A 15,484-nucleotide genomic window follows, 5' to 3' on the forward strand; every position below is an offset into this window, starting at 1 on the left:
CCTGATCCAATGCCTCTGCCCTCCGGTCGTTTGAAGGTTCGTTTCATGCAGACAGGGGCAGGCCAATCAAATCAGAAAGCGCTTGCAGGCTCAAGCCCTCCACCATGTCGATCACCGTCAGTCCCTGTGGCGTGCAGGCCAACGTGGCCAGATCGGTGTAGACGCGTTTGACACAGCCAATGCCGGTCAGCGGGTAGCTGCAAGCTTGCACCAATTTGCTTTGGCCTTGCTTGGTCAACAGGTCCATCATGACCCAGGTTTGTTTGGCACCGATCGCCAAGTCCATGGCACCACCCACGGCCGGAATGGCGTCTGGCTCGCCCGTGTGCCAGTTGGCCAGATCGCCCGTGGCGCTGACTTGAAAAGCCCCCAACACACAGATATCGAGGTGCCCGCCGCGCATCATGGCAAAACTGTCGGCGTGGTGAAAATACGCGCCACCCGGGAGCAAGGTCACCGGTTGCTTGCCCGCATTGATCAGGTCGTAATCTTCCAGCCCTTTGGCTGGTGCCGGGCCCATGCCCAAGATGCCATTTTCGCTGTGCAAAAGCACTTCACGGCTGGCCGGGATGTGGTTGGCGACCCAAGTGGGCTGACCAATGCCCAAATTGACGGTGGCGCCTTCTGGAATGTCTTGCGCCACACGGGCGGCCAGTTCGTCTTTGCTGCGTCGGGTGTAAGTCATGCCTTGATGCCTCCAGCCTGAGTGGCTACGCGGTCGATTTTGACCACCGCTTGTACAAAAATACCGGGTGTGATCACCGTTTCGGGGTCCAGCTGGCCCAACGCGACTTGCTCATGCACTGTGGCCACTGTTTTGCGTGCTGCCATGGCCATGATGGGTCCGAAATTGCGTGCCGCCTTGCGGTACGTCAGATTGCCCCACCGGTCGCCTCGCTCGGCCTTGATCAAAGCCAAATCGGCGTGAATAGGGGTTTCATAGACGTACATGCGGCCATCGATTTCGCGGGTTTCTTTGGGCGAACCATCCGCGTGCTTGGCCAACTCGGTCCCATAACCCGTGGGGGTGAAAAAGCCACCAATGCCGGCGCCCGCTGCCCGAATGCGTTCGGCCAAATTGCCCTGCGGTACCAACTCCAGTTCAAGCTGGCCCGATCGGTAAAGGCCATCAAAAATATACGAATCGGCTTGACGGGGAAAGCTGCAAATGATTTTGCGCACCCGGCCCGCTTTGAGCAAAGCGGCCAGCCCTTGCTCGGCATTGCCTGCGTTGTTGTTGACCAAGGTGAGTTCGCGCGCTCCTTGCGCAATCAAACCCTCAATCAGCTCATCTGGGATGCCGGCCGTGCCGAACCCACCGATCATGACAGTGGCCCCATCGGGGGTATCGGCCAGTGCCTCTGCGACTGAATCCACAAACTTGTTGATCATATTTTGCGTACCCTTTTGAACCCTGGAGCATAGTCTGAGCTTATCGGTGCTTTCAGCAACTTGTGGCAAAAAACAGGCACATTGGCGACTGATGACGTCCGAATCACACCCAAAGGGTGTCGCGCACAAGGCAGCACATTTTTGCACTTCCGGTCAGCATTTGACATCTTTGACAGGATTAAATATGTTGCCATTTTCGCAAGCGCTTACACCGAAAAGTCCAGTGAATCGTCGACGCTTTTTGAACCAAACCTTGCTCAGCGGCCTTGGTTTGGTGCTGGCTTGGGGTGGTGCACACGCCCAATCCGCTTACCCTCAACGCCCGATTTTGATGGTGGTGCCCCAAGCGGCCGGAGGCACCAATGACATTGTGGGGCGCTTGGTCAGCCAAAAACTCTCCGAAGTTTTGGGCTCGCCCGTGGCGGTCGAGAATCGCCCTGGCGCCGGTGGCAACATCGGCACCCAGTTTGCAGCCAAAGCCCCCAAAGACGGCTACACCTTGCTGATGACCATCAGCAGCAGCCAGGCCATCAACCCGGCTTTGTATAAAACCCCCGGCTTTGACCCTGTGAAAGACTTCAAACCGGTGGCCTTGATTGGCTCGGTTCCCAATGTCTTATTGGCCAACCCCAGTTTTGCCGGCAAAACAGCGCAAGACCTGATTGCTGCAGCCAAGGCCAAACCAGGCCAGCTGCAATACGCCTCTGCGGGTAACGGCACGCTCAACCATTTGCTGGGTGAAATGCTCAACAGCATGGCGGGCATCCAGTTGCAACATGTTCCTTACAAAGGCGTCGCACCAGCCATGAACGATGTGCTGGGTGGTCAATTGCCCTTCGTATTTGCCAGCCTGCCCGCCTCACTGAGTCACATCAAGGCCGGCAAGCTCAAGGCTTTGGCCGTGAGCAGCCCCAAACGCTCTCCAGCCCTGCCCGATGTACCCGCACTGGCCGAGTCTGTACCTGGTTATGCCGGTACCCTGTGGATCGGTTTGTTCAGCCCTGCCGGCGTGCCTGCAGAGGTGTCAACCAAACTCAACGAAGCCATGGCCAAGACTTTGGGTGCCAAAGACTTGCGAGACAAATTGGAGCAGCAAGGCGTTGAGTTGGCTGCACCCACCACCCCTGAACAATTTGCCGTGTTGTTGAACGAAGACATTGCCCGCTGGGGGCAAATCGTGAAGTCATCCGGGGCTTCCATCGACTGACTCTCACAACAAGCCTGCCCTATTCACGGTCACACTTTGAACACCATGCACTTTTCGAGACAGCATCAAGACTGCTTTTAATGCGCTTGAATCACTTTAGTTTTTGCCTTCGCCACTGCTCAGGCTCAGAACCACGCCATCAGGCCCATCTTCTAAAAGGGCACTAGGCACTCCCGCATCAGTCCTGGCCCAGATCAACACCGCCATGCGCGCTGCCATGGCCGAACCTTCCACCGTGCAACGCCTAGGCAAACTCAGGCCTGAAATGCCATCGGTCGACATGATGACAGGCCTTACTTGACGGCAGACCAGATAGCGGTTGAATAGCTCTTGTGGATTTGGCAAGCCACTTCCAAGAGTTGGTCCACTCGGCGCCCCCATGTTGTGGCTCGATTTGTTTGAAATTAGCAGTTTCTGCTGATGCCCTTTACCCCTCTTGTTTGACTTCTGTCCATGTCGCTTCAATGGAGCATGGGAGACAAGCGCAAGGCCAATTCTTTGAGTGAGGGCGCCACCTCATTGAGCAGCTTTTCCCGCGTCACAGAACTCTTGGCACCACCACTTGTCAATGCCATCACTTTTTTGCCATCCGGAGAGACCACAGGCACCCCTATGGCATGGATGTCTGAATGCGATTGACCCAGATTGAACACCATGCCCAATTGAGCGAACTCTTTCATGGCACGCGTTAAATCGCTGAGCACCCGGGCAAAGTTTTCCGGATCGCGTTTTTTCAGCTGCATCAATGCGGCTTCTCGAGTGGCCTCATCCACTGCGCACAAATAGGACCAACCCAATGATGAACGGCCAAGATCAAGGTTGGTGCCGACGTGCAAATTCAAACTCAAGATGCTGGGGGCTTCTATGCGCTGCAGGATCAACATGTCCGTTGCGTTGCGCTCTGCCAGCGTGACCGATATTTTGTGTCGCTCCGCCACCTGTCGCATGAGCGGTAGCGCAAATGCGCTCAATCCTGTGCGGGTGATCGCTGCATGACCCAGCAGCAAAACCCCTGAGCCCACACGTAACCTGTTTGGCGTGAGCCCCGGCACAAGATAGCCGAGTTTCAAGAGCGTATGACAAAGACGCCAAACGGTCGGTTGCGGCAAGCCTGTCAGCCTGGCTATTTCGCGGCTACCCAAGTCTTCACGGTCAGGCGTAAAACACCTCAGGATGTCGAGCCCCCTGGCCAAAGCCGTGACAAACAGAGGGTCTCGGGCTTCAACACCATCGAGCTCAGTCTCTGTGGCGGCGCTGTCCTGCATGCCCTTGACACTCGAAGAATTGACTTTCATAATCATTTCACGATTCAATTCGTTGATTCATATGGTGAATCATACACAAGCTCGAAGTCCAGCAAAAGCACATTCAATTCACTTTGTCAGAAAGAGCATCCTATGATTTTTTCTCTGCCTCAACACAGGTCACTGCTGCGCCAACTCGGCCTGGGACTTGTCACACTTGCTGCGGGTCTGGCCATGGCTGCCGATCCCTATCCAACCAAAAGCATCACCATCGTGAACCCTTGGGCTGCCGGCGGGCCTTCGGATGCCATCATTCGTCCCATTGCTCAGCAATTGTCCGCGCGACTGGGGCAAGCAGTCGTCGTGGACAACAGGGCAGGTGCCACCGGAACCATTGGTGCTGCTGCCGTGGCCAAGGCCACGCCTGATGGACACACGCTGTTTTTCGCACATGTGAACCCTATTGCCATCAGTCCTTCTTTACCGCAGAAATTGCCCTACGACCCCATCAAGGACTTTGCACCCATCACCTTGATTTCCTCTGGACCTGCGGTGCTGGTGGTGAGAAGCGATTTCCCGGCCAAAAATCTGGCCGAATTCATCGCTTATGCCCGCGCCAACCCTGGCAAAGTCAGCTATGGCTCGGTCGGCATCGGCAGCAACACCCACTTGGCGGGCTCCCTGCTCGGGCACATGTCCAAAACAGACATGCTGCATGTTCCCTACAAAGGCTCAGCCAACATTCAAACCGACATTCTGGGCGGATCATTGACCACCGGCTTCGTGACCCTGAGTGGCGCTCAGGGATTGATTCAGGATGGCCGTATGCGAGCGCTGGCTGTGAGCACCGCCAAACGCTCGAGCGTCTTGCCCGATGTGCCCGCTGTGGCCGAAATGCTGCCGGGTTTTGAAATCAGTGGCTGGTATGGTTTGATGGCCCCGGCCAATACCCCGCCACAGGTGATTCGACGGCTCAACGCCGAGGTGACCGCCATTTTGCGCACCCCCGAAATGTCTACGCGCTTGCGTGATGGTGGCATGGAGTCCACACCCACAACGCCAGAGGCCTTTGGCGAATACATCAAAGCCGAATTGGTCAGGTGGGTCAATGCGATCAAAGTGGCCAACATCAAGGAATGATTTTCAGGGTGTACCGAACTGATGGTTCAAACACCCCCGACTTTTGATTGATGGCCGCACGGATCGACCGTGTGGCCAAACCAACTGACTTCCATGAAAACTTACGACATTCCGGCCATCGATGCAGTGGTCAACCTGTGGACGCCGGAGATGCTGGCCATACGGCCCAATCGTGATGCGTTTTATGGTGGCAAGATGAAGGTCACTGCGCATGACCTCAAAGGTGTGAGCCATGAGGAAATGCTGCGGCGCATGGACGCTGCTGGCATTGAGAGGTCTTTTCTCATCGCCGCCAAAGTCGGGCCCATCATGCACAAGGCCAGTTACCACACGCCCTACGCCATGGTGGCCGAAGCCGTGAACCGCTATCCAGACCGGTTTTCTGGCCTCGCTGGCCTGGACGCAACAGAGGGCATGGACGGCGTGCGTCAACTTGAAAAAGCGGTCAAGGAGTACGGCTTCATCGGGGCCCATTTTTACCCCCACTGGTTTGAGTTGGCACCCGACCATGCCAAGTGGTACCCCTTCTACGCCAAATGCGTGGAATTGAATGTGCCGGTGCAATTGCAGGTGGGGCAGTCCATGCTCTATGACCCTCAGCACAGATTGCGCAGTGTGGGTCGCCCGATCGCACTGGATGCCGTGGCCTGTGATTTTCCTGAGCTCAAGATCATTGGCATTCATGTGGGCATTCCATGGACCGATGAGATGATCGCCATGGCTTGGAAACACCCCAATGTTTTTATCGGTACCGATGCCCACAGCCCCAAGTATTGGCCAGAAAGTTTTGTGAAATACATCAACTCCTATGGTCAGGACAAAGTGATCTTTGGCACCGATTTTCCAGTTCTGGAGTTTCAACGCACACGCGATGAAATCGACAACCTGAACCTTCGCCAGGAACCCAAACGCAAATTGCTGCGTGACAATGTTCTGCGCATTTACGGCTTAAATCCCGAGACCTGAGCCATGCACATCGCCAATATCGCAGACATGCTGGCTCTGCATGGCCGCCAGCGACCATGGCAAACCGCCATCGTTCATGGCACAGACTCGATCAACTACCAAAATCTGGACCTTCAAGTCAGCCGCCGCGCGGCCATGCTGCAGGTTCTCGGAGTTGAACCTGGTGACATCGTCGGCATCGCCTTAGAAGACTCCATAGAACACCTGTTGATGCTGTATGCCGTGGCACGGGCCGGTGCCGTCATCTTGCCACTGGACTGCCGCTGGAAGGCTTTTGAAAAGCAACGCGTCGCCCAGCACTTCAAGCCCATGCTGGTGATGGTCGAACCCGGTCAGGGTTTGGACGAAGTGCCTTGCATTGAAGTCAATAACGCTTGGTCGATTTCCGTTGAAGCCGCACAGATTCCCGATTCGTTTCCGGACGGAAATCGCGGACTTCTGATGTCCTTGTCGTCCGGCACCACTGGTCGCCCCAAAGGCCCCATGCTGACGCACCAGCAGCTGATTTATCGTTTTTACATGCACTGGGCTGAACTCGGTTTGGGCAGCCGTGAGCGCTACATCAACGCCACACCACTTTACTTTGGTGGTGGGCGGGCCTTTTCGATGTCTTCCCTGTATGCCGGATCGACCGTGGTGTTGTGCCCACCACCCTACACACCTGCGGAACTGGTCGCCGAAGTGGCACGCACAGAATCCAGCGTACTGTTTCTGGTCCCCACTTTGTTGCGCCGGTTGCTGGAGGAGGATCCCGCCACACTGGCCCCGATGCGAGCGCTCAAGACACTGATCTCATCAGGCTCTGCCTTGACGCCAGACGATCGACACCAAATTCGCACGCGAATTTGTCCCAATTTTCTTGAGTATTACAGCTCGACCGAAGGCGGTGGCGTGTCTACACTGTCACCCGAAGATCAACTGCGTTATGCCGATTCGGTCGGTCGACCCGCCCTGAGCGTCGAAGTGGAAATCGTGGATGATCAAGACCAACTGCTGCCCAGAAACAGCATTGGCCGCATACGTTATCGTGGCCCTGCCGTGGCCCATGGTTTTTATGCTGACCCCGAAGCCAGCCAGGAGTCTTTCAAACATGGCTGGTTCTACCCGGGTGATCTGGGCGCCATGAACGACGAGGGTTACCTGTTTCTGAAAGGGCGCTCCAAAGACATGATCATCCGAGGGGGCGTGAACATTTATCCTCAGGAAATTGAAGCGACACTGATGGCACATCCGGCCGTTGCAGAAGCAGCAGTGGTCGGATGGCCTTCCAAAGAGTTCAACGAAGAAATTGCAGCTTTCGTCATCCTGAAAATAGAAGTAGATGCAGCCGATTTGATCCATTGGTGCAACGACCGGCTGGCACGCTACAAAGTGCCCAGGCAGATTTACACCCTGAAAGAATTTCCGCGCACCTCACTGGGCAAGGTCATCAAAGCCGACCTGAGCCATCGTCTCGATCCTTTATAAGACAAGCTCATCGTTTACTTAACCGCTTTGATACTGGCATGATCGATTTTGAAATTCCCGAAGAAGACAACATGCTGCTGGCTTCCATCGATCGCATGATGGCACGGGAGTTTCCACCGGAAGCCTACCGCGCAGCCGATCATGCGCACCAAACACCCTGGCACTTGTTGCCCCGCATGGGTGAGTTGGGCTTGCTGGGCCTGCCGTTTCCAAACCGGTACGGCGGCATGGAACAAGACTGGCGCAGCGTGGCCTTGGTGAATGAGCGTCTGGCCTATCATGCGGGCATTGCCTCCACGCTCTTTGCCACCACCGTGAGCTTTGGTGGCATGTCACTGATGACATTTGCGAGTGAGCCGCAACGGCAAACCCTTTTGCCGCGCTTGGTTCAAGGCCAAGCCAGGTTTGCATTGGCACTGACGGAATCAGGGGCAGGAAGTGATGCTGCAGCCTTGAGCACACATGCACAGCGCATCCAAGAAGGGTGGCGCATCAATGGCCGCAAAGTCTGGATCAGCAATGCCGAAGCTGCCGACCACTTGGTGGTGGCTTGCAGAACCACCATTGGCAGCACGGGCACCGACGGCATCTCTCTTTTTCTGGTGCCACGCCACACTGCCGGCATCCACATGAGCCTGCTTGAAAAGGTAGGCCACAACTGTATGCCTTCTTGGGACATCGGTTTTGATGATGTGGTGGTGCCAGAAGATGCGCTTTTCGGACAAGAGGGCATGGGGTTCAAGCACGTGTTGTCAACCCTTCAATACAGTCGCGCAGGACAAGCCGCCAATTCAATCGGTCAGGCTCAACGTGCCGTTGAACTGGCGCGGGATTTCGCCCAAGAGCGCACCCAATTCGGCAGACCGATTGGCAACTTCCAGGTCATTCAGCACAAACTGGCCGACATGCAAGTGCGGGTGAACCAGGCCCGCTTATGCCTGTACCAACTCGCTTGGTTGATTGCCCGCAAACGACCCTGCAGATTGGAGGCCGCGCAAGCGAAACTGGTCGCCAGTGAGGCATTCCAGTTTGTCACACGCGAGGGTTTACAAATCATGGCAAGCCATGGTTATGCCATGGAGAGCGACATGCAACGGATGTGGCGGGATGCCGGTCTGTTCACTTTCGGTGAAGGCTCCAGTGAAATCCAGCGCAATCTCATTGCACGGGAGATGGGACTTTGAAGCACTCGGCCATTCAGATTGTTCGGGGATTTGTGGACATCGCCGAAGGTCAGGTGCACTACCGCCAGACCGGAAGCAGCCAACCGGGTCAACCGCCGCTTGTCATGTTTCACGCTTCGCCAGGCTCAGCCAAGTCACTGGAACCCCTGATGCAGGTCTTGGCCTCCCGTCGCCGCGTGATCGCTCTGGACACCTTGGGCAACGGTGATTCTTGCGCACCCCATCCAGAACACCCTGATTTGGCGTACTTCGCTCAAGCCCATCTGCGCGCGATCACAGCCTTGGGCATTGCCCAATTTGACGCTTGGGGTGCACACACAGGTGCAAACATCGCCTGCGAATTGGCCATTGAAAACCCCGAACGTATTCGCAGCCTGATCATCGATGGCATTGGTTTGTACAGTCCACAAGAGCAAGCTGAGTTGCTGCAACACTATTTACCGCCCGTTCACATTGACCAGCAAGGCAGCCAGTTTCACTTGCTCTGGCATTTTGTGCGGGACGCTTATTTGTTCTGGCCGTGGTACCAGAAAGACAGCCAGCACCGCCGTCCAACGGGCTTACCCAATGCTTCTGACCTTCACGACAAAGCCGTTGAGGTATTCAAGGCTGCCCGTACATTTCAGCAGTCGTACAAAGCTGCTCTGAGCTACCCCAAAGAGCAAAGACTGCCCTTGCTCAAAGTGCCGACATTGCTGACCTGCGCTCAACACGACATGCTGCATGTGTATTTTGAAAAAGTATGCGCATTGGTCAAACCTACCAAGGCAGAAACCACAGCGGGCATGGGAACACCTGAGGCACTGCACGAAACAGCGGCCGTATTTGAGCGTTTTTTAGAAGATTTGGCAGAGCCCTGACGAAGGCATTGCCATCGAATGCCTGCCAGAGCATCGGAAACACATCAAACGATGTGCAAGCCGCCATCCACCACCAAGGTGCTGCCGGTGATGAACGATCCCTCCGAAGAAGCCATCCACAAAATGGGCCAGGCAATTTCTTCGGGCGGGGCCCAACGGCCCAGCAAGGATGTGTCTTTTCGCTCGGCATTGAGTTGCTCCACGCTTTTGCCGATTTTTTGCGCACGCCCCACATGAAAATCCGTCAGAGTTGAACCGGGGCCCACGGCGTTGACGCGAACGCCGTGCACCGCTTCTTCACACGCCAAGGATCGGGTCAAAGCCAGCTGCGCGGCCTTGGTGGCGTCATACAAGGCCATGCCTTTGCAGCCTTTGACGGCATAAGAAGACGACACGTTGACGATGCTGCCGCGGCGGCCGCTGCGTAGGTGCGGCTGTGCAGCATGGCAGTAATTCGTGATGCCCACCAGGTTGACGCCCACGATCGCATGCCATTCGGGCGCGGTCGCTTGGCCTGCCGCCGAATAGTTGCGCATGGCGGCGTTGTTGGCCAGGATGTCCAGGCCACCGAGTTCATTGACACAATGCGCCAGGGTTTGCAGCGCCAGCGCGGGATCGCTCACATCGGCCTGGGCGCACAACACACGGGCCCCGGGCGCAGCTTGAACAATTTTCTGGTGCTTGCGTTCCAAACCCTGGGCATCGGCATCCATCAAAAAAACCGAAGCGCCTTCTTGGGCAAAAGTGCGCGCCATTGACGTTACCAAGACCTTAAATCGTCAACCCAATGCCCATTTGGCGGCGTGGATGTAGGTGGGAATTCCCAGCAAAATGTTCATTGGAAAGGTGATGCCTAAGGACAAGCCAAAGTACAGGGAAGGGTTGGCCTCAGGGATGGCATAACGCAATACCGCAGGCACTACGATGTATGAGGCACTGGCCGACAGGACCATCAACATAGCGGCATCGGCAACAGGCATCTTCAACACCACCGCCAAGCTCAATGCGATGCTGGCATGGACCCATGGCCCCACTGCTGCATAGAGCAGTAAAAAACCAGAAGTTTTGCGCGCCTCGGCAAAATTGCGCGCCACCATCAGGCCCATGTCCAGCAAAAAGAAGGCCAGCAAACCTTTGAACAGGTCGCCTGCAAAGGGCTGCATCATGGTTTTACCGGCTTCGCCGCTGACATAGCCAATGATCATCGAGCCAATCAAGAGCAGATGCGCGCCATCTGTGAACGATTCATGCAATATTTTTCGCAAAGAAAATCCACCGGCTGAACCTTGCCCCTGTTGGGCCAAACGTTGGCGGTTGGCATTGGCCAGCAGCACAGCCATGATGATTGCCGGTGATTCCATGATGACCATGGCCACCGTCATGTGCCCACCAAAATTCAAACCACCGGCCTCCAATAATTGGATCGCCGTTACAAACGTCACCGCGCTGACTGACCCATAAGCCGCAGCCACAGCCGCCGCATCAAATCGCGCAATGCGATTTTTCAGCAGGGCATACCCCAGTGTTGGAACCAAAAAAGCCATGGCCAAAGCCGCTCCCAAGCTGATGGCAACAGACGTGTCCATCCCCGACTTGGCCAAAGCAAAACCACCCTTCAGCCCCAAGGCCATCAGCAGGTACAACGACAAAAATTTAGCAATCGACCGAGGAATTTCCAAATTGGATTTAAAGATTCCTGCGGCAACACCGAAAACGAAAAAAAGAATCGCTGGGTCTAACAATGTGTTCATTTGACACCTCCTTGCAGGAGATCCTATGAACAGAACATTGAATTGTAAAATTGATTTTCAAGTGTTTATATATAGATCTAAGTCTATGTTTTTTGAAGTTGGTCTTGCACTTTTCGACGCTGTCCAGCCCAAAAAAATGCGGTGAGTCGAGCTGATGAATACCCTTAAAAATAGGGGGATTGGCGGAAATTACAATGAAGAAATGAATACATCTGCCCCTGCAAACACCCCCACAGGCACGCCCTTAAACGCCCATACCGCCTGCCCTTGCTGCGGTGAACGTTCAGCACAAGTCATTGCCAACAAGGATGGCAAAACAGGCGATGCCTTGCTCACCGTGTCTTGCAACGGTTGCGGCTTGGGCCGCATAGACCCTCTGCCCAGCGATCAGGAGTTGGCCGACTGGTACGCTAACCAATACCGACAAGCCTACAAATCAGCTGTTCAACCAGCCTTGCGCCATGTTTTGCGTGCAGGTCGAAATGCGCAGTGGCGTTGGCAGTGGTTGTGTCAGAACACGGATGCACGCTGGTCCGACACCGACCTCACATCCCAACGCAGCTTGGACATCGGTTCGAGCAGTGGAGAGTTTGTGTACCTGTTGCAAACACTCGGATTTCAGGCCAAGGGCATTGAGCCGCACGCAGGCTATGCCACCTACGCCCAAAACATGCTGGGCATCCACGTCAACAACAGCACCTTGCAGCAAGGCTTGTCCCATGAACCAGTGGGTGCTTTGGATTTGATTTCGATGTTCCATGTTTTGGAGCATCTGGCTGAACCCGTTTCAGCCTTGCGCACCATGGGCGAAAAACTCAAAGCCACCGGTTTGTTGTACATCGAGGTGCCCAACGCCACGCGCTTGTGCTCACCGGATTACATGTTTTTCAGGGCACACACCTTGTATTTCACGGGCCCCACCTTGCGCAAATTGTTGGAGACCGCAGGCTTCAAGTTGCTGGCTCAAAGCCCTGACGATTCGGACAACCTGAGTGTGGTGGCGCAGTTTGTCGGCGTTGAACGTGCGGAGTCGGGCGCTGAAGCAGGCACCAAGGCAGACACCGATGCCTCCCACTGCCTGGTGACGGCCCATCGCGCGCGCCGCTGGGTGCCCTATTTGGTGCAGCAATTGCAAGATGGCCAACCACTGCGCAAATGGCGAGTCCGTCAAGAAGAGAAACGCAGTGCGGCCCAATACGCGAACGGCTTAGCGCTGTTGGATGATTTGTACGGCAAAAAGGCCGCCTGACACTGGACGCATCCTTTCGGATGCAGGCCCATCAACCCGGCAAAGCCCTCGACCCGTTCAAACGCACCAAACCTTCAGCGTGTCCAGTCCATCGCCTTGACCCAGCCCACACTCTGACTGCCCGTGTTGTCGCTGTCTGCGCCAATCAGCACCGCACGCACTTTGGGCACAGCTGAACCTGCAGGCAACTCTTCGGCAAACAGCCTGGCAAAGTCGGCTGCCACGTCGCGGGTTTCGGCTTGCCATTGGGCCAAGGGCGCATCCTTGCCTTGCAGCGTGATGAAACGCACGCGTTGGGTGTAGGGGTTGGCGCCTTGCAGGCCCGCAGGGTGAACGCCATCCCACACGTAGCACAGCGTGGCGGCTGGCAGGTCTTCGCCACTCACGCTGCGGGCAATGCGCAGCAAAGTGCGCTCCACGAACGGCACACGGTCCAACGGGTGGTCGAACATCACACACACTTTGAGCGCCGCGTCGTCACCCGCTTTGGTCAGGATGTCGGCCACAACTTTGCCGCCTTTGTCTGTGGTGAGCGGCTGGTCCAGACGCCAACGCCATTGCAGCCGACCCGCGTAGACTCTGGGCAGATCATGCACCCAGGTGCCATACGAAGCGCGGGTGCTGACCTTGAGCGCTCGCTCGCCTTGCACCTCGGCCAACTCAAATCGCGTGGCCGGAATGTCGGCCTTGGACTTGGGAAAGCCCACGAAACGCCAAGTCCTGGCGGCTGCGCCATCGGCGGGCACCAAAGGCGACAAACTTTGTGCGAAGGCAGGTGTGGTGGCACAGGCCATGCCCAGCGCCAGCAGCGCAAGAGCCGGATTCAAAAAAGGGTTCATCCGCGCCGCCAATCGTGGAACTTCTTCACCCAAGCCAATAACTTCTGTGGCGCGTGCGCACGCTTCCATTCACCCGCCGCGTACTTGTTGGCCTCGGCCATGGTCGGGTAGGTGTGGATGGTGCCCAGGATCTTGTTTAACCCCAGGCCATGCTTCATGGCCAGCACGTATTCGGCCAGCAAATCGCTTGCGTGTGAGCCCACGATGGTCACGCCCAAAATGCGGTCCTTGCCGGGCACAGTGAGCACCTTCACAAAGCCATGAGCCTCACTGTCTGCAATCGCTCGATCCAAGTTGTCGATGCCGTACTTCGTCACCTCATACGCGATGCCTTGGGCTTGCGCCTCTTGCTCGTTCAGACCGACACGCGCCACCTCGGGGTCGACGAAGGTGGTCCAGGGAATCACCCGGTAATCCACCTTGAAGGATTTGAAATCGCCAAACAGCGCATTGACCGCCGCATACCAAGCCTGATGCGCGGCCACATGGGTGAGCTGGTAAGGCCCAGCCACATCACCTGCGGCATATATATTGGGGTAAAGCGTTTGCAGGTACTCGTTGGTGTCCACCGTGCGGTGCGTGGGCACACCCATGTCCTCGAGGCCATAGCCTTGCAGGCGTGCCACACGGCCCACGGCGCAGACCAAGGCATCAAAGACGATGTCGACTTCTTGTCCTTGCCCTTCTCCTTGTCTGCTGACCACCAAAATTTTGTCCTCACCCCGACGCTCGCAGCGCAGCGCCTTGTGTCCGGTAAGCACCTGCACGCCATCGGCCTGCAACGCGTCACGCACCAACGCAGACACCTCTTCGTCCTCGCGCACCATGATGCGCTCGCCCATCTCGACCTGTGTGACCTGTGCGCCCAGCCGGACGAAACTTTGCGACAGCTCACAACCAATCGGCCCGCCACCCAGCACCACGATGCGCTTCGGAATGTCATCCAACTTGGCAAACTCGTCCCACAGGGTGTCGCTGGTGACGTAGCCCACGTCATCGAGGCCCGGCAAGGACGGCACCATGGGGCGTGCGCCCGCCGCGATCACGATGCTCCGCGCCGTCAGGCGCTGCACCTGGCCGTCGTTCAAAGTCACTTCCACTGTCCACGGGTTGACCAACTTGCCAAAGCCCTGCAGCACTTCCACGCCCAGGCCGTTGTAGCGCGCCACACTGTCGTGGGGCTCGATGGCGCGGATCACGTCGTGCACACGCTGCATCACCGCTTTGAAACTGAAAAGCGGCGTGGTGTCGCTCAGGCCGTACTTCGCGCCGTGGCGCATCTGGTGCGCTATTTTTGCGCTCTTGATCAAGGCCTTGCTCGGCACGCAGCCGTAGTTCAGGCAGTCACCGCCCATCTTGTGCGCTTCGATCAACGTCACCTTGGCTTTGACAGCGGCGGCAATGTAGGCCGACACCAAACCCGCCGCACCCCCACCGATCACGATCAGGTTGCGGTCAAAGGTCTTGGGGCGCACGCTGGCCCAGCGAGCGTAGACTTTGCGCTTTTGCACCGCTGCCACGATGCGGCGCGCGATCAACGGAAAGATGCCCAGCAACACAAAGCTGCCCAAAAGCGCCGGGCTCAAAATGCCCTGCACCGACTCAAGTTGCGCCAGTTGCGTGCCCGCATTCACATACACCGCCGTACCCGCCAGCATGCCCAGCTGGCTCACCCAGAAAAAGGTCCAGGTCTTCATGCGCGTCAGGCCCATGAGCAGGTTGATGAGGAAGAAAGGCACCACCGGGATCAAGCGCAAGCTGAACAGGTAAAACGCCCCCTCTTTGTTCACGCCAGCGTTGATGTCGGCCAAGCGCTGACCGAAGCGGGCTTCGACCCACTCGCGCAGCACAAAACGCGAAACCAGAAAAGCCAAAGTAGCACCGATGGTGGAAGCAAACGAGACCAGCAACAAGCCTTGCCACAGGCCAAAGACAGCGCCGCCCGCTAGGGTGATGATGACCGCCCCCGGTATCGACAAAGCTGTGGCCAGCACATACAACACGACGTAAGAAGCCGCGACCGTGAAAGGCTGCTGCGCATGCAGCTGCACGAATCCGGCCTGGCTGGCCTTGAGTTGCTCAAAGCCAAGGTAATGCCCCAAATCCAGGTGGACAAATGCACCGATGGCCAGGATCAGCAGCAGCCACACAAAGCTTTGGCGAAAACGCATGGATTGACCCCAAA

Annotated in this window: 15 protein-coding genes; 7 read left to right on the top strand and 8 right to left on the bottom strand. The window is 56.6% G+C overall.

What is annotated here, in order from left to right; genetic code table 11:
• Positions 1–43: 43 nt before the first annotated feature.
• Both Q1M54_RS00110 and Q1M54_RS00115 read right to left on the bottom strand, forming a co-directional pair.
• Positions 44–685: a 3-oxoacid CoA-transferase subunit B gene (locus tag Q1M54_RS00110; RefSeq protein WP_300552222.1), complete on the bottom strand. Its 642-nt coding sequence runs from the start codon at positions 683–685 to the stop codon at positions 44–46.
• Positions 682–1,392, bottom strand: a complete 711-nt coding sequence (locus Q1M54_RS00115) for a 3-oxoacid CoA-transferase subunit A (protein WP_300552225.1) — start codon at positions 1,390–1,392, stop codon at positions 682–684. Before Q1M54_RS00115 ends, Q1M54_RS00110 begins: the two co-directional genes overlap by 4 nt.
• A gap of 184 nt (positions 1,393–1,576) precedes the next feature.
• Between Q1M54_RS00115 and Q1M54_RS00120 the strand changes: the two genes are divergently transcribed.
• Positions 1,577–2,599, top strand: a complete 1,023-nt coding sequence (locus tag Q1M54_RS00120; protein WP_300552228.1) for a tripartite tricarboxylate transporter substrate binding protein — start codon at positions 1,577–1,579, stop codon at positions 2,597–2,599.
• A gap of 96 nt (positions 2,600–2,695) precedes the next feature.
• Here the strand turns inward: Q1M54_RS00120 and Q1M54_RS00125 are convergent, their stop codons facing one another.
• On the bottom strand, positions 2,696–2,881 hold the full coding sequence (locus tag Q1M54_RS00125) for a hypothetical protein (RefSeq protein ID WP_300552231.1): 186 nt from the start codon (positions 2,879–2,881) through the stop codon (positions 2,696–2,698).
• A gap of 179 nt (positions 2,882–3,060) precedes the next feature.
• Complete coding sequence (locus Q1M54_RS00130; protein WP_300552234.1) at positions 3,061–3,894, bottom strand: IclR family transcriptional regulator; 834 nt, start codon at positions 3,892–3,894, stop codon at positions 3,061–3,063.
• Positions 3,895–3,996: 102 nt separating this feature from the next.
• Here Q1M54_RS00130 and Q1M54_RS00135 point away from each other — a divergent pair, with 102 nt between their 5' ends.
• From Q1M54_RS00135 to Q1M54_RS00155, 5 genes are all read left to right on the top strand, one after another.
• The gene (locus Q1M54_RS00135; protein ID WP_300552237.1) at positions 3,997–4,983 is read left to right on the top strand and encodes a tripartite tricarboxylate transporter substrate binding protein; all 987 of its coding nucleotides are present in this window, start codon (positions 3,997–3,999) and stop codon (positions 4,981–4,983) included.
• 93 nt (positions 4,984–5,076) lie between these two features.
• The gene (locus Q1M54_RS00140) at positions 5,077–5,949 is read left to right on the top strand and encodes an amidohydrolase family protein (protein ID WP_300552240.1); all 873 of its coding nucleotides are present in this window, start codon (positions 5,077–5,079) and stop codon (positions 5,947–5,949) included.
• Between the two features lie 3 nt (positions 5,950–5,952).
• Positions 5,953–7,416 carry a class I adenylate-forming enzyme family protein gene (locus Q1M54_RS00145; protein ID WP_300552242.1) on the top strand — a complete coding sequence of 488 codons (1,464 nt, stop codon included), beginning with the start codon at positions 5,953–5,955 and terminating at the stop codon, positions 7,414–7,416.
• Between the two features lie 38 nt (positions 7,417–7,454).
• A complete protein-coding gene (locus tag Q1M54_RS00150) occupies positions 7,455–8,600 on the top strand; it encodes an acyl-CoA dehydrogenase family protein (RefSeq protein WP_300552245.1) in 1,146 nt (381 codons plus the stop codon).
• On the top strand, positions 8,597–9,460 hold the full coding sequence (locus tag Q1M54_RS00155) for an alpha/beta hydrolase (RefSeq protein ID WP_300552247.1): 864 nt from the start codon (positions 8,597–8,599) through the stop codon (positions 9,458–9,460). Before Q1M54_RS00150 ends, Q1M54_RS00155 begins: the two co-directional genes overlap by 4 nt.
• Before the next feature lie 44 nt (positions 9,461–9,504).
• Here Q1M54_RS00155 and Q1M54_RS00160 read toward each other — a convergent pair whose 3' ends face one another.
• A complete protein-coding gene (locus Q1M54_RS00160) occupies positions 9,505–10,215 on the bottom strand; it encodes an SDR family oxidoreductase (RefSeq protein ID WP_300552249.1) in 711 nt (236 codons plus the stop codon).
• A 24-nt stretch (positions 10,216–10,239) separates the two neighbouring features.
• Positions 10,240–11,211, bottom strand: a complete 972-nt coding sequence (locus tag Q1M54_RS00165; protein ID WP_300552252.1) for a sodium-dependent bicarbonate transport family permease — start codon at positions 11,209–11,211, stop codon at positions 10,240–10,242.
• Positions 11,212–11,413: 202 nt separating this feature from the next.
• Here Q1M54_RS00165 and Q1M54_RS00170 point away from each other — a divergent pair, with 202 nt between their 5' ends.
• Positions 11,414–12,460, top strand: a complete 1,047-nt coding sequence (locus tag Q1M54_RS00170) for a class I SAM-dependent methyltransferase (protein WP_300552254.1) — start codon at positions 11,414–11,416, stop codon at positions 12,458–12,460.
• Positions 12,461–12,534: 74 nt separating this feature from the next.
• Here Q1M54_RS00170 and Q1M54_RS00175 read toward each other — a convergent pair whose 3' ends face one another.
• Both Q1M54_RS00175 and Q1M54_RS00180 read right to left on the bottom strand, forming a co-directional pair.
• A complete protein-coding gene (locus Q1M54_RS00175) occupies positions 12,535–13,299 on the bottom strand; it encodes a DUF3047 domain-containing protein (protein WP_300552256.1) in 765 nt (254 codons plus the stop codon).
• Positions 13,296–15,470: a bifunctional TVP38/TMEM64 family protein/FAD-dependent oxidoreductase gene (locus Q1M54_RS00180; protein WP_300552258.1), complete on the bottom strand. Its 2,175-nt coding sequence runs from the start codon at positions 15,468–15,470 to the stop codon at positions 13,296–13,298. The genes Q1M54_RS00175 and Q1M54_RS00180 overlap by 4 nt, the downstream gene beginning before the upstream one ends.
• Positions 15,471–15,484 lie beyond the last annotated feature (14 nt).

This window comes from Limnohabitans sp. Rim8 (assembly GCF_943326455.1).
In the GTDB taxonomy this organism is placed as follows: domain Bacteria; phylum Pseudomonadota; class Gammaproteobacteria; order Burkholderiales; family Burkholderiaceae_C; genus Limnohabitans_A.

What these genes read in the sequence shown, in the direction of transcription:
- Q1M54_RS00150 (WP_300552245.1), top strand. Translation starts at nt 7,455, where the DNA reads ATGATCGATTTTGAAATTCCCGAAGAAGACAACATGCTGCTGGCTTCC.
- Q1M54_RS00115 (WP_300552225.1), bottom strand. Translation starts at nt 1,392, where the DNA reads ATGATCAACAAGTTTGTGGATTCAGTCGCAGAGGCACTGGCCGATACC.
- Q1M54_RS00130 (WP_300552234.1), bottom strand. Translation starts at nt 3,894, where the DNA reads ATGAAAGTCAATTCTTCGAGTGTCAAGGGCATGCAGGACAGCGCCGCC.
- Q1M54_RS00175 (WP_300552256.1), bottom strand. Translation starts at nt 13,299, where the DNA reads ATGAACCCTTTTTTGAATCCGGCTCTTGCGCTGCTGGCGCTGGGCATG.
- Q1M54_RS00125 (WP_300552231.1), bottom strand. Translation starts at nt 2,881, where the DNA reads ATGTCGACCGATGGCATTTCAGGCCTGAGTTTGCCTAGGCGTTGCACG.
- Q1M54_RS00140 (WP_300552240.1), top strand. Translation starts at nt 5,077, where the DNA reads ATGAAAACTTACGACATTCCGGCCATCGATGCAGTGGTCAACCTGTGG.
- Q1M54_RS00120 (WP_300552228.1), top strand. Translation starts at nt 1,577, where the DNA reads ATGTTGCCATTTTCGCAAGCGCTTACACCGAAAAGTCCAGTGAATCGT.
- Q1M54_RS00135 (WP_300552237.1), top strand. Translation starts at nt 3,997, where the DNA reads ATGATTTTTTCTCTGCCTCAACACAGGTCACTGCTGCGCCAACTCGGC.
- Q1M54_RS00110 (WP_300552222.1), bottom strand. Translation starts at nt 685, where the DNA reads ATGACTTACACCCGACGCAGCAAAGACGAACTGGCCGCCCGTGTGGCG.
- Q1M54_RS00170 (WP_300552254.1), top strand. Translation starts at nt 11,414, where the DNA reads ATGAATACATCTGCCCCTGCAAACACCCCCACAGGCACGCCCTTAAAC.
- Q1M54_RS00145 (WP_300552242.1), top strand. Translation starts at nt 5,953, where the DNA reads ATGCACATCGCCAATATCGCAGACATGCTGGCTCTGCATGGCCGCCAG.
- Q1M54_RS00180 (WP_300552258.1), bottom strand. Translation starts at nt 15,470, where the DNA reads ATGCGTTTTCGCCAAAGCTTTGTGTGGCTGCTGCTGATCCTGGCCATC.
- Q1M54_RS00160 (WP_300552249.1), bottom strand. Translation starts at nt 10,215, where the DNA reads ATGGCGCGCACTTTTGCCCAAGAAGGCGCTTCGGTTTTTTTGATGGAT.
- Q1M54_RS00165 (WP_300552252.1), bottom strand. Translation starts at nt 11,211, where the DNA reads ATGAACACATTGTTAGACCCAGCGATTCTTTTTTTCGTTTTCGGTGTT.